This is a genomic window from Sediminicola luteus (genome assembly GCF_002514735.1).
Classification (GTDB): Bacteria; Bacteroidota; Bacteroidia; order Flavobacteriales; family Flavobacteriaceae; genus HQA918.
In genome coordinates this window covers 804,632-817,998 of record NZ_KZ300476.1, presented here as the reverse complement: position 1 = coordinate 817,998, position 13,367 = coordinate 804,632, and the positions used below count along the sequence as shown (strand labels likewise).

General features: G+C 44.3%; 14 protein-coding genes. 4 read left to right on the top strand and 10 right to left on the bottom strand.

What is annotated here, in order from left to right:
• Positions 1 to 25: 25 nt before the first annotated feature.
• Both B7P33_RS03365 and B7P33_RS03360 read right to left on the bottom strand, forming a co-directional pair.
• Positions 26 to 619 (bottom strand): 3-keto-disaccharide hydrolase, encoded by a 594-nt coding sequence (locus B7P33_RS03365; protein ID WP_097440526.1) that lies wholly within the window; start codon positions 617 to 619, stop codon positions 26 to 28.
• A gap of 238 nt (positions 620 to 857) precedes the next feature.
• Complete coding sequence (locus tag B7P33_RS03360) at positions 858 to 1,214, bottom strand: hypothetical protein (RefSeq protein ID WP_141402382.1); 357 nt, start codon at positions 1,212 to 1,214, stop codon at positions 858 to 860.
• Positions 1,215 to 1,525: 311 nt separating this feature from the next.
• Between B7P33_RS03360 and B7P33_RS03355 the strand changes: the two genes are divergently transcribed.
• Positions 1,526 to 2,452 (top strand): malate dehydrogenase, encoded by a 927-nt coding sequence (locus B7P33_RS03355; protein WP_097440780.1) that lies wholly within the window; start codon positions 1,526 to 1,528, stop codon positions 2,450 to 2,452.
• Positions 2,453 to 2,848: 396 nt separating this feature from the next.
• Here B7P33_RS03355 and B7P33_RS19720 read toward each other — a convergent pair whose 3' ends face one another.
• Positions 2,849 to 2,977, bottom strand: a complete 129-nt coding sequence (locus B7P33_RS19720) for a hypothetical protein (protein ID WP_262508014.1) — start codon at positions 2,975 to 2,977, stop codon at positions 2,849 to 2,851.
• A gap of 58 nt (positions 2,978 to 3,035) precedes the next feature.
• Between B7P33_RS19720 and B7P33_RS03350 the strand changes: the two genes are divergently transcribed.
• The 3 genes from B7P33_RS03350 (at position 3,036) to B7P33_RS03340 (ending at position 7,389) form a co-directional block, all read left to right on the top strand.
• Positions 3,036 to 3,641: a hypothetical protein gene (locus tag B7P33_RS03350; RefSeq protein WP_097440524.1), complete on the top strand. Its 606-nt coding sequence runs from the start codon at positions 3,036 to 3,038 to the stop codon at positions 3,639 to 3,641.
• A 102-nt stretch (positions 3,642 to 3,743) separates the two neighbouring features.
• The gene (gene secDF, locus B7P33_RS03345) at positions 3,744 to 6,704 is read left to right on the top strand and encodes a protein translocase subunit SecDF (protein ID WP_097440523.1); all 2,961 of its coding nucleotides are present in this window, start codon (positions 3,744 to 3,746) and stop codon (positions 6,702 to 6,704) included.
• A 70-nt stretch (positions 6,705 to 6,774) separates the two neighbouring features.
• Positions 6,775 to 7,389, top strand: coding sequence for a hypothetical protein (locus B7P33_RS03340; protein WP_097440522.1), 615 nt, complete (start codon positions 6,775 to 6,777; stop codon positions 7,387 to 7,389).
• A gap of 4 nt (positions 7,390 to 7,393) precedes the next feature.
• On the opposite strand, the gene B7P33_RS03335 is transcribed toward B7P33_RS03340, so the two are convergent.
• From B7P33_RS03335 to folE, 7 genes are all read right to left on the bottom strand, one after another.
• Complete coding sequence (locus B7P33_RS03335; RefSeq protein WP_097440521.1) at positions 7,394 to 8,605, bottom strand: ATP-binding cassette domain-containing protein; 1,212 nt, start codon at positions 8,603 to 8,605, stop codon at positions 7,394 to 7,396.
• Positions 8,606 to 8,608: 3 nt separating this feature from the next.
• Positions 8,609 to 9,091, bottom strand: coding sequence for a DUF192 domain-containing protein (locus B7P33_RS03330; protein ID WP_097440520.1), 483 nt, complete (start codon positions 9,089 to 9,091; stop codon positions 8,609 to 8,611).
• 1 nt (position 9,092) lies between these two features.
• A complete protein-coding gene (gene lgt, locus B7P33_RS03325) occupies positions 9,093 to 10,064 on the bottom strand; it encodes a prolipoprotein diacylglyceryl transferase (RefSeq protein WP_097440519.1) in 972 nt (323 codons plus the stop codon).
• A 105-nt stretch (positions 10,065 to 10,169) separates the two neighbouring features.
• Positions 10,170 to 10,697 carry a hypothetical protein gene (locus B7P33_RS03320; RefSeq protein ID WP_097440518.1) on the bottom strand — a complete coding sequence of 176 codons (528 nt, stop codon included), beginning with the start codon at positions 10,695 to 10,697 and terminating at the stop codon, positions 10,170 to 10,172.
• A gap of 216 nt (positions 10,698 to 10,913) precedes the next feature.
• On the bottom strand, positions 10,914 to 11,135 hold the full coding sequence (gene yidD, locus B7P33_RS03315) for a membrane protein insertion efficiency factor YidD (RefSeq protein ID WP_097440517.1): 222 nt from the start codon (positions 11,133 to 11,135) through the stop codon (positions 10,914 to 10,916).
• 9 nt (positions 11,136 to 11,144) lie between these two features.
• Positions 11,145 to 12,629: a cysteine--tRNA ligase gene (cysS, locus tag B7P33_RS03310; protein WP_097440516.1), complete on the bottom strand. Its 1,485-nt coding sequence runs from the start codon at positions 12,627 to 12,629 to the stop codon at positions 11,145 to 11,147.
• 12 nt (positions 12,630 to 12,641) lie between these two features.
• Positions 12,642 to 13,322, bottom strand: a complete 681-nt coding sequence (gene folE, locus B7P33_RS03305; RefSeq protein ID WP_097440515.1) for a GTP cyclohydrolase I FolE — start codon at positions 13,320 to 13,322, stop codon at positions 12,642 to 12,644.
• Positions 13,323 to 13,367 lie beyond the last annotated feature (45 nt).

Here is a 13,367-nt window from a genome sequence, read left to right as displayed (position 1 = left end):
TCGTTTAGTGAATTATTTTGGTTGTTTAGAGTTCGGTAACGGTAATATTCTTAAAGCTTACGCACATGTCGCGTTTGGGGTGAAGCTGTAAGCCTATTGGGCCTTTTTCAATGGCATCTTCGGAATGGAATGAAAGTACCAGTTCACCATTGAGCCAAACTTCATATTGTTTGCCTCTGGCCTCTATTTTAATATGGTTCCAATCGCGCAGTTTAAGTAACTTTTCAACGCCAACGGCCTCAACCGGATAGCCTTTGCCTGGAATATAAGGTGAGGCGGTCATATCGCGCTTTTTAGACCCCGAATTACCCAATTGGATCTGTTGGCGGTCGGTACGGATGAATATCCCGGAATCTACCCGACCATGCCCGAAAAGAAAATCGGTTTCGATCACAAAATCGGTATAGGTCTTTTTTGTCCATAGAATGGATCCCTTTTGTTCGGGGTCATTTCTGGCGGTAAGTACACCTTTATCTATAGACCAATGATCGGTGTCGGTAGGCAGTTGCCAAGCGTCTAAGTTGGAGCCGTCGAACAAAGTTTCGGTTTCTTGAGCGGTAGCAACGGTCGTACAAAGGAGCAGTGCGATAAAAAGCGCAGTGGATTTGTGAAATTTCATAGTGCAGGAATGTTTCGAGTATGGCCCTAAAGGGTTTGTTTTCGAGGGAAAAGATAGTAAAAATTGTTTCTGCGTCAAAATAACACAGTATTATTTTTTAGGGGATGGCGGTCTCCTTAGTGTGCGGACACGATAAATCTAGTAAGTACAGTCCATTCCGTTCTGTATTTGAAATTGTGGCATAAAAAAAGTCGTCCGGAAGTTCCAGACGACTTTTATACTTTTTACTGCGCTATTGTCAGTTCGATCGGATGGCCACTATGGTTTTCGAGGCCATTAGGGCGGTACTTCCCGACTCCAAAGATTCTAAGGTTACCCAAATAGGGGGTCTATCGGTTCCGGGATAACTTAAGGTATATCCGGTTTCGCTCAACTCCCATTTAAAATCCGTTTCAAACAGAATCCCTTTAGTGCCATATTCGGTATATCTACCTAGGTACACATCGTTAAAGATCCATTCCTGCTTTTGAATACTTGTATCCGAAAGTTCCTTATGCCAAGTGCCCAGAATAGGGTCGTTGTTTTCGGGGACTTCAGAACAATTAATCAACAGCATCACCGTCATTGCGGCTAAAAGCCATAGCCTCCTTTTCACACGCTTATGTTTTTGTAGCAAGCATGAAACACCAGCGATAAAGCCTGAAAAGGGGGTAGGTAATCCCTTTGTGGGTTTCGTGTATGCTAAGATTTGGGATTGGGAGAACGGAAGTTTTTCTTGCGCTATTGTAAGAAATCGATGAACTGCATGCCTCAAGGCCATTTTTCGATGAAAGGCTCTTTTTTTTAACAATTCGCAAAGACATCGGGCTTTTTTTAAAGGGCTATTAATAAGTGTGTTTTACCAAGGTGGTTCAAGCTAAATTGAGTAATTTTGGGGCTAGTAATAACACTTTAAAATACGTACAGATGAAAGTTACCATAGTAGGGGCCGGTGCCGTTGGCGCCAGTTGTGCAGAGTACATAGCCATCAAGGATTTTGCTTCTGAAGTTGTTTTGTTGGACATCAAGGAAGGATATGCCGAAGGAAAGGCCATGGATCTAATGCAGTGTGCCTCTTTAAACGGGTTCGACACGAAAATTACAGGGGTTACCAACGATTATTCTAAAACGGCCGGTAGTGATATTGCCGTTATTACCTCTGGTATTCCAAGAAAACCAGGTATGACCCGCGAAGAGTTGATCGGGATCAATGCCGGAATCGTAAAGTCGGTAGCCGAAAGCTTGGTAGCTGAATCGCCAAATGTGATATTGATCGTGGTTAGTAACCCTATGGATACCATGACCTATTTGGCCCATAAAGCCATTGATCTTCCTAAGAACAAGATTATTGGAATGGGTGGTGCTCTGGATTCGGCCCGTTTCAAGTACCGTTTGGCCGAAGCTTTGGAAGCCCCTATCTCTGATGTAGACGGAATGGTAATCGGTGGACACTCAGATGTAGGTATGGTTCCTTTAACGGCCCATGCTACCCGTAACAGTGTTAAGGTTTCTGAATTCTTGAGCGAAGAACGTTTGAACCAGGTTATGGAAGATACCAAAGTAGGTGGGGCTACCCTTACCAAATTATTGGGTACTTCGGCTTGGTATGCGCCAGGTGCCGCGGTTTCCGCTTTGGTACAGGCCATTGCTTGCGATCAAAAGAAAATGTTCCCATGTTCTGCCTTGTTGGAAGGCGAGTTTGGTTTGAACGATCTATGTATCGGTGTTCCCGTGATCTTGGGTAGGAACGGTATCGAGAAAATCGTTGAGATCGAATTGAGCGAGGCCGAAAAGACCAAGCTACACACCAGTGCCGAAGGGGTTAAAAAGACCAACGGACTTTTGGAATTGTAGGCGTTTAGCCAAATAGAAATATACAACCCCCGAATGGCCATGCCGTTCGGGGGTTGTTCTTTTTAGGGATAATCACAAGTGTCCGATAGTTAAGGTGTAATCCCGATTATCGGAACTATAGGGACGTTTCTCTTCCAGGGAGTGAGGGGTAAAGTACTGTTATTAAATCGTTAGTAAGGTGAATCAAGAGTTGAACATGCTGTGGTACTCTGAGCTACTCTGTGAAACTCTGTGCAACAATTTATATGGCTCAAGTTACACAGAGGCAAGCTGAGAAGACGCAGAGCTACACTGAGAAATTGCGTCTGGTTTTCGATAGATTATATGAACCCTCGTTTCGCATTGGTAACGAGTTTGGTTAAGTGGGTTCTCATGAAAAGTGAAAAGATATTTACCTTATAAAAAGGAAGCTTCCGTAAATAAAAGTTGTATGGGGTTTTTAGTGGTCTTTTTTCTATATTCTTTCTTCTTTTTGTCTGAAGCCATTAAGATGGAGATGGTTTTGAGGGATAATAAGAAGGGCATCAGGCGGGTATATTGAAAAAAATATAGCCTAGCGTCTATTTCTTTTTATATTTGCGGCATGAACGGAAAATGGTACGTAAGTACTTTATTTATTTTTCTGGCTTTACTGGCCGGGTTAAATCGTGAGCGAAAGGAAGCTTCCAATCAGCAGATTTCATTACAATTTGCTGATGTAGAGTGGTCTTCCGAAGCGGCCCATGATGAGGTCTTGGCTATTATCAAGCAAAAATTGGAGGTCTTGGGTGTCGATACGATCGAAATCGTGGCCCAAGATACCCAGCAACTTCATATTCGTTATTATAGTAACGTAAATGCCGATCAGGTTAGGGCCTTTCTTTTAGAGGAGAATCTTTTGGCAGACCAAAATGATCCCGCCCCGAGTTCGCCTGAGGGTAATAGTCCGGAAAGCTACCAATTGGAGGTGTCTGAACTACTTCAGCCCTTCGATGTACATGCTTTTGTAAACGGCCCATTGGTTTCTGACCAAGAACAAACGCTGGGATATTTTCCTTTTTCAGCCATCCTCTCCGCACAAACTTTCGAGCTTCAAGTATCCGTTCTAAAGGAGCTTGAAGTTACCCCATATGACCAAGAGGTCATTGATACTACTTCATGTCAAATTCCGGAAGTAAGGGCAGGACCTTATGTTCGGGGAATCAGCTAATCTGTAATTAGTGTCCCAAGGCAAAAATCTTTGCCATAGTATCAGGTCTCACTTTAAGACCACCAGAACAATACAATCAACTTAATTTAAATATTTTTTAGAATGCAGAATAAAGGACTTATAAAGCTTTTTGCTTTTTTGTTTGGAATCGTGAGCATCTATCAGCTGTCGTATACCTTTATCACCAATAAGGTAGAGTCGGAAGCTGAGGCATTTGCCGTATCTAGTGTAGCCGATTCCGAAGAAGGGTATGTAGCCAAGCGCGAAGCTTTGGAGGCACGTTACCTCGATTCTATCGGAAACGAATCCGTTTGGTATACCACCTATAACGAGGCCAAGACCAAAGAACTCAACAAAGGTCTCGACCTTAAGGGGGGGATTAATGTAACCCTACAGATTTCAGTTAAGGACATCTTGAAAGGTTTGGCCAATAACTCGAAAAACGCGGTGTTCAATACGGCACTAACTGAAGCCGATAAAGCTTCTACCGATAGCCAAGACACCTATTTAGAGTTGTTTTTCACTGCCTTTGACCGTATCAAGGGAGATACCAAATTGGCCTCACCTGAGATTTTTGCCAATAAGGCCCTAAGCGACGAAATCAACTTCCAGATGAGTGACGATGAAGTAAAACCCATCATCCGTAGAAAGATAGACGAGTCGGTAGTTTCTGCTTTTGAAGTATTGCGTAAGCGTATCGATGGTTTCGGGGTAACCCAGCCTAGTATCCAAAGGGAAGGCAACTCGGGTCGTATCGTAGTACAGTTGCCCGGCGCCAAGGATATAGCCCGTGCCCAGGAATTATTGAGTAGTACGGCACAATTACAGTTTTGGGAAACCTATACCCCACAAGACCGTAATATTACCAGTTTCTTGATCGCTGCCAACGATTTGTTGAAAGACAAGGTGCAGCCTAAAGAAGAAACTGCCCAAGAAGAAGCATCACCAGAATCAGAGATCGATTCTTTATTGAGCGACGTGTCCCAAGATTCTTTGGATATCGCCAACCAGGTGAACCCCATTTTCGATTTGATCCAAGGTGCAGGCGAAGGTTTCGCCATTGCCCGAGTAGCCATAAAAGATACGGCCGAATTGGGCGGATATCTTAGAATGTCCGAAGTAAAAAGGTTATTGCCTAATGAAATACAGTTCGCCAAATTCGTTTGGAAACGTCCGGTTAAGGATGCTGAGGTAGTAGACCTTTTCGCCTTGAAATCGAACCGTGAGAATGCCCCTCGTATGAGCGGCGACATCATTACCGATGCCCAAGATACTTTCGATCAGTTTCAGAAGCCTGCGGTTACCATGAGTATGAATACCAAGGGTGCCAAGGAGTGGGAAGAATTGACCGGAGATGCCTTTACCAACCAGACCGGTATCGCCATTGTATTGGATAATAAGGTATATACCGCCCCTGGGGTTTCTTCAGGACCAATTTCTGGGGGTCGTTCAGAGATTACCGGAACCTTTACCGTAAACGAAACCAAAGATATCGCCAACGTATTGCGTGCGGGTAAACTACCTGCCTCTGCCGAGATCATCGACTCTTTCGTTGTTGGGCCATCTTTGGGTCAGGAAGCTATCGACAGTGGTCTGATGTCATTCTTGATCGCTATGGCCTTCGTATTGGTATGGATGGTATTCTACTACGGTCGTGCCGGTTGGTTCGCCGATGTAGCCTTGATCTTGAATATCTTGTTGATCTTCGGGGTACTTTCTAGCCTTGGTGCGGTACTTACCTTACCAGGTATTGCCGGTATAGTCTTGACCATTGGAATGTCGGTAGATGCCAACGTGCTAATCTTTGAGCGCATAAAAGAAGAGTTGGCTAAAGGAAAAGACCAGGCAACCGCCATTATCGATGGTTTTGGTAATGCCTTGTCATCTATTCTCGATGCGAACATTACCACGGGTCTTACTGCGGTAATTCTTTATATTTTCGGTTCTGGGCCTATCAAAGGTTTCGCGACTACCCTTATGATCGGTATCGCTACCTCTTTGTTTACGGCTATTTTCATCACCCGTTTATTGATCGATTGGTATGCATCTCGCAAGGGTAACCAATTGGCCTTTACTACGCCGGCCACCAAGAATTTGTTCCGTAACATGAACATTAAGTTCTTGGCCAAGCGCAAAGTGGCTTATATTATATCAGGTATTTTGGTAGCGGTTGGGGTTTTCTCTTTATTCACCAAAGGATTGGAGTCTGGTGTTGACTTTGTAGGTGGGCGTAACTACCAGATTCGTTTCGAGAATCCGGTAAGTCCGGCAGAGATTTCCGGCGAGCTTTCCGAAGCTTTGGGTAACGTAAATGCCAAGACTTTCGGGGATGCCAACCAGGTAATGATTACCACCAAATACAAGGTAGATGTTACCGGTACTGAAGTCGATGATGAGATTTTGGATATTTTGTATACCGGATTGCAGAAGTATTTTCCAGAAGGAACCACTTACGACGATTTTAAACCAGGAGGCAGCAATGATGAGCTCGGGGTGTTGAAGTATCGTAAAGTAGGACCAACCATTGCAGATGATATCAAGAACAACGCTTTCTTGGCCATTATTGGATCTTTGGCAGTGGTATTCCTTTACATCTTGTTCCGTTTCCGTAAATGGCAGTTCTCTTTGGGTGCCGTAGCGGCGGTATTCCACGATGTTATGATCGTATTGGGTATCTTCTCCTTGGTAGGTGCCATTATGCCTTTCAATATGGAGATCGACCAAGCCTTTATCGCGGCTATCCTAACGGTAATCGGTTACTCATTGAACGATACGGTGGTAGTTTTCGACCGTATTCGTGAAATAGTTGGTGAACGTGGTTGGAAAGCCGGTCAGAACGTAGATTTGGCTTTGAACTCAACTTTGGGCCGTACCTTGAATACTTCCATGACTACCTTAGTGGTATTATTGGCTATCTTCATTTTCGGAGGGGAGTCGCTTCGAGGCTTTATGTTTGCTATGATCATCGGTGTTTTGGTAGGTACCTATTCATCGGTATTCATCGCTACCCCGATTATGTTCGATGCTTTAAAAAAGAAGGTGCTTAACGATAAAGAAGCCTAAGCGTACTTTATATAAGAATTGCGAAAGACCTCGGTATGTTCCGGGGTCTTTTGCTTTTAAACATAGCAGTATGAGAAATGTGATTTTGTTTTTGCTGATGGGAGCGCTTCAGTTTGGTTTTGCCCAGTCGAAGCGCATTCAAAAGTTCGAAAAGACCTTAGCCGATTTTAGGTATGGGTTAAATGCCGATCTCGCCCGTATGGATGTAGATCGGATGCGCCAAATGACGTATTTGAGTAATGATACCATTTCTGAAAGGGCAGGGCGGTTCGTATTGGATAACACCGATGTTATTGTGGAGCGAAGGCAGTGGCAACTGCAGCAAATGGCACCATTTTCCGAATCAAAAATCGAAGGTTATACACCAGTGGATGAAATCGATATTATGGATCTACGCCGTGAGTTCGATGGTATGCCGGAAGCTTTGTTACAGTATGTGCGGTTGGATACCGAAATGTATATCACGGCACAAATGCATATGGTAATCGGGCAATTGGGCATAGATCCCATGGTACAATTTAGTATGATGAATTCCATAGCAGCGGCGCGATATTATGCCGAAGAGGTCAAGGATGGGGTTTGGTCGGTAAGGTTCGACAATTATCTGTACCTAGGCGATTTCGAACTTACTGTGGCCACGGGTGAAGCCGTATTTTCCGCCTTGTGGAAAAAGGATAATCCTTAGCGGGTTACACTAAGGTTGTCTTACCTGTGGCACCAGATGGGCCAGGGGTCAATTCGTAGATTTTTTTAGGTGCCAGACCTGGTTCGTTGCGGTGAGAAACGAACACGATCGTCGTATCGCTTTCGGCCGATATTTTATTGACCATGCTGGTAAAGAGTCTACAGCTTTCGTCATCCAATCCGGCCGTGGGTTCGTCCAGGATCAATAGGGGTGGGTGTTTGGTCATGGCCCGGGCGATCATAATCAGGTGTTTGTAACCTAGGCTTAACTCATGGAAATATCGTTCGGCCTTATCGGCCAAGCCCAAAAAAGACAGCCATTCTTTGGCCTTTCGTATTTGGGTGTCCTTGGGTCGGGTGTACAAACCTATCGAGTCCGTTAGTCCCGAAACAATCATGTTCTCTAAGGTGTGGTAGCCTTTAAAGCTGTCGAGTAGGCTAGGGGTAAAGTACCCGATATGTTTTTTTAGTTCCCAAACCGATTCCCCACTTCCTTTTTTATGTCCGAATAAGTACAGCTCTTGGCCATAGCCTTTGGGGTTGTCGCCACTTACCATGCTTAATATAGTAGATTTGCCACTACCGTTCGGGCCTTTTAGTTGCCAAAATTCCCCCTGTTTTACTTCCCAGCTAATGTCTTGGAGCACCGGCTTGTCCTCATAGGCGACATTAACATTTTTAAAAGCGAATAAACTTTTGAAAGGTGCCGGGCTGTGAATGGGCTTGGGCAGAGGGCTTGTCCAAACGAATTGCGGTTCCCTTTCTTCGGGGGCTTCAATTAAAGAGGTGTTCTCTAATAGCGCTGTGTTCGTGGTAATGCTAAGGGCATCTGATCTGCGCGATAACAGGCAAATGGTGGGAGTTTTTTCAAGCGTTTCCAGCTGTTGTCTCAAGGCTTGTTGTCCTTCGAGGTCCAAATGGTCGAAAGGATTATCGAGAATCAGGCAGCTAATATTTTGGCTAAGAAGCTGCTCTAAAAACCGTTTCTTGCGTTCGCCACTAGACATAGAGCCCAAGCTTTGACCATACGCTTTTAGGTAGGTAGGGTCATCGTGTATTTCTTCTTCTTGGATTGCTTTTAAAATTTGCGCTCGGGAATACAATGCGGGTCTAGAGAGGTCGATTTCAAGTTCATCGATCTTGCCTTGTACCAGTAGTTTTAGAAAACCTTTTTTGTTGCTTTCGTTGGTGGTAAAAATGGCCCAATGTCGCCCCATAGCTTATAATCGGCTAAATCGGATTTTATCGCCAACCGCAACACCCCAAGTTGCTGCAAGTCCGGCATTGATTTCCAAGACATACCGGGCTGGTGCGTTAGAGGGCAGGCTACTTTCATTAAAGGGTTCGGCGTTGGCTTGTATGCTCACTATTTCCAGGGCATCGTTGATGTAGATGATATCGAGACCGATTTCGGTATTTTTCATGTAGAAGGAACGGTACTCGTCTTTATCGAAAATAAAGAGCATCCCCCGGTTTTGGGCCATGCTACTGCGATACATAAGACCGGTTTGGCGTTCGTATTCGGTCTCTGCCAATTCAATTTCCAGGCTTTTGATTATACTGTCTTTTCCTTTAAGCAGGTCCAGTTGTGCCTCGTGGTTAAAAGCAATGGTTTTTGCCTTTACGGGTACTTTTGGTTTTTCCTCTTTGCAAGACAAGCTAAGGCTTAAACATAGTAAGGCGAAAAGTATGGGACGTATCATCTTAAGCGGTTTTCTTTTTGTCGAAAAAGAACATAAAATAGAAACCGATCAACACGAACGGAATACTCAACCATTGTCCGGTAGAAAGTGAGGTGCCTAACTCGGTTTCGAAACCACCTTGACTCTTCTTCAAGAATTCAACGAAGAAACGAATGGTCCAGAGGGATACCAAGAAGAAGCCGAACAAAAATCCTTTTTGATCTTTTTTATCGGTTTTCCAATAAAAATAATACAAGGCTACAAAAACGGGAACATAGCACATGGCCTCGAATAACTGGGCCGGATGGCGGTATGGGATTTCTTCGAGTACCTTGGCAAATGCTGGATCTTTTTCTATCATTTCATAAGCCTTAGAAGCCGATTTCTGTTTGGTAATGGCCAAAGCCCTAGACAGGGGCATATCGTCGGAATCGCGAATGAATTTTGTAGCCATAAACGAACTGGCCGAGGTTATTTTACCGTTGATCTCTGAATTGAAGAAATTGCCCAAACGTATAAGAACACCACCAATGGCTACGGGTATTACCACCCTATCCAGCACCCAAATGGGTTTCATGTCATCAAATTTGCGACAATACAGAAACATGCCAATGATAATGCCTATGGCGGCACCATGACTGGCCAAACCGGCAAAACCGCTGAATTCATAACCTTTTATGATGCCAAAGAGAATACTCTCGTTCGGGTTTTCCCGTATGGGTAACAAAATTTCAGTAAGATGTTGGCTGTAATGGGGCCAATCGTAAAAAAAGACATGGCCCAAACGGGCACCCAACATGGTGGCCAACATGGTATAAATGAACAAACTATCGAGTTGCTCTAGGGTCTTTTTTTCATTCATGAAAATCTTTTTCATGATAAACCAACCTAGGGCAAAGGCGGCAATCCACAAGAGGTTGTAATACTTGATTTGTAAAAAACCAATGGTGAACAAAGTCTGGTCGGGGTTCCAGATTATTCCTAAAAAATGCATAGTATACAGTTTGGTGGCCTAAGATACATATTTGAGCGCATAATGAACTTGGTCAAAATAAAAAAAGGCGACCCTGGGCCACCTTGTTATGGTCTAAACAAAAGGTTACTCCAAAGGATTGGCCACAACCTTAAGGAATAAGGTAATCTCAAGGTCAAAATTGAGGGTTTCGGTATTATTGGCCGAAGCCGCAACGCCCATGCTGATCGACTTTTGCGAAAGTAGCTTTTGGCCCATGGCCTGTAAGGCTGCCGTATTACTAACGGTATACGCTGTTGCGGTGGTTTGCCCGGAGGAAAAACTGAAACTTTCATCTAAAAAGGCAATTCCCCCTTCGCTAAGGGTAATGGAACCCGCCACATCTTCACTGGTCTGAATGTTTTTTGGGGTACATACGATTTTGGTAATCTCTACCGATTTAAGCTTATCGGCATAGGTCTCCAAGTCGTCGTTAAGTAATGAAATAGTCTCCGTGGCACTAAAGGTGTTGGAGTCCGGGTCAATGGTCAAGCTAATGGTTTCCGAAAGATTGGTGTCCAGTTTAACATCAGCCAGTTCCTTGACCTCATCACACGACAGAAGGGACAAGGAAATAAATAGGGCCCCAAAGGATTTGAATAGGGTGTTTTTCATCATAATATGGTTTGTAATTAGCGCAATGTTACGGTTTTGACGAATTCCATGGTAAGGGAATGGTATAGGTTGCAAGGTTTTCTTCGTAAACCGTTTAAAATGTAGTGCGTTGGGTTTTTATGATGCTGCTTTAGATTATCCCAGTAAAAGAAAAAGGTAAGAAATGAGCTTCGATAGTTTTTGTCATATCGAACCTCAATGTCAATGGGAACTCTGTTAAGGAACCGGGTCGTACCCGCTACCTCCCCAAGGATGGCAACTAAAAATTCGTTTTAATGCAAGCCAGCCTCCTTTGAAAAGTCCGTGTTTACGCAAGGCCTCCAAAGTGTATTGGGAGCAGGTGGGCGAATACCGGCAGCTAGGAGGTGTAAGCGGTGAGATAAGTAGTTGATACGCCCTGACCAGTAAAACAAAAGGAGCGATCAAGATCTTTTTCATGCCATTGGGTTATTGAATACTGAAGGTAGTACCGTCCTTACCGTCTTTCAGTTGAATGCCCATGTCGGCCAATTGGTTACGAATCTTGTCCGAGGTAGCAAAATCACGATTGGTTCGGGCTTCGTTTCGCAATTCAATAAGTAATTGAACTACTTGGTCCAACTGTTCGCCTTGTTGGCCTTCAACCCCTTTTTGGTTTTCGATTCCCAAGATGTCGTGGGTAAAGCAACGCATACCTTGGGCCAAAATGGCCAAATCTACCGTGGTTAGTGTTTCCTTGCCTTCTTTGATCAAATTGATATGCTTCACACCTTCAAACAATTGGGCAATCAAAATAGGGGTGTTGAAATCGTCGTTCATGGCATTGTAACAAGACTGTAACCATGTGTTTACGTCAAAGGAAGAAGTATCTCCTGCAGGAAGCTTATCCAGTTGGGCCAAAGCTTCCATGAGTTTGTTGTAACCTTTTTCGGAGGCGGCCAAAGCCACATCGCTAAGATCCAGTATGCTGGTGTAATGGGCCTGCATCATAAAAAATCGCACTATGGCTGGGCTGTAGGCCTTGCTTAGAATGTTGTTGTCCCCTGAGAAAATCTCACTAGGGTAGATGTTGTTGTCCGTTGATTTCGACATTTTCTTGCCGTTCAAGGTCAGCATATTGGCATGTAGCCAGTATTTTACGGGCGATTTTCCGTTAGAGGCCTCGGCCTGGGCGATCTCACACTCGTGATGCGGGAATTTTAAGTCCATGCCGCCCCCATGTATATCGAAGGTTTCCCCTAGGTATTTGGTGCTCATGGCGGTACACTCTAGGTGCCATCCCGGGAATCCGTCTCCCCATGGCGAAGGCCAGCGCATAATATGTTGGGTTTCCGCCTTTTTCCATAAGGCGAAATCTTGAGGACTACGCTTTTCATCCTGTCCTTGCAGGCTTCGGGTGTTGGCGATCATGTCTTCTAACTTACGGCCACTCAATTTTCCGTATTCGTAGCTTTCGTTAAAAGCGTTTACATCAAAATACACCGAACCGTTAACCTCGTAGGCATACCCTTTTTCTAGGATTTCCTTTATGATTTCTATCTGTTCAATAATGTGCCCGGTAGCCGTAGGTTCGATACTAGGTGGTAGAAAATTGAATTTCTGTAGGGTGTTATGAAAATCTACCGTATAACGCTGCACAACCTCCATGGGCTCCAACTGTTCTAAACGGGCTTTTTTGGCGATTTTGTCTTCACCTTCGTCTGCGTCGTTCTCCAAATGACCGGCATCGGTAATATTTCGCACATAACGCACTTTATAGCCCAAATGTTTTAGGTAACGGAAAATCATGTCGAAAGACATAAAGGTCCGGCAATTACCCAAGTGAACAAAGCTATATACCGTGGGGCCACAAACATACATGCCAATTTGGCCTTCGTTTACAGGGACCAAGGTCTCTTTTTTTCCACTTAGTGAATTGTATACCTTTAGGTTTTGGGTGTTGTACAGGGCCATTGCTGGGTTGGCTTAAAAAGTTGTGTCTAGGTTAATGTAGTTCAAAAGTTCTTTACGTACACTGGGGTCTTGGAATTTACCTCCATACTCGGCTGTTACCGTGCTGCTCTCAATATCGCGGATGCCCCGTGAATTTACACATAAGTGTTTCGCATCGATTACACAGGCCACATCGTCAGTACCCAATACTTGTTGTAGTTCCCTTACGATCTGTATGGTCAAACGTTCTTGTACCTGTGGGCGCTTGGCGTAATAATCTACGATACGGTTCATTTTCGATAGACCCACCACGGTACCGTTAGAAATATAGGCTACATGGGCCCTACCAACGATAGGTAGTAAGTGGTGCTCGCAGGTAGAATATACGGTGATATTCTTCTCAACCAGCATTTCCCCATATTTATACTTGTTGTCAAAAGTAGAGCTGTTGGGTTTTCGGTCGGGGTGAAGTCCGCCGAAAATCTCTTTTACAAACATTTTGGCTACACGATGTGGGGTGCCTTGTAGGCTGTCGTCTTCCAAATCAAGCCCCAAAATCTCCATAATGTCTTTGACCTTATCTTGGATCTTGTCGATCTTCTCACTATCGGATATGGCGAACGCATTTTCTCGCATAGGCGTGTCTTCCGAGCTAGAAATGTGGTCGTTGCCCATTTCTTCGTATCCTTCCGCTGTTGTGGGATCCAATTTCATGGTTTTTGTTTTTTTTCAAACCGCAAAGATAGGCATTATATGGCA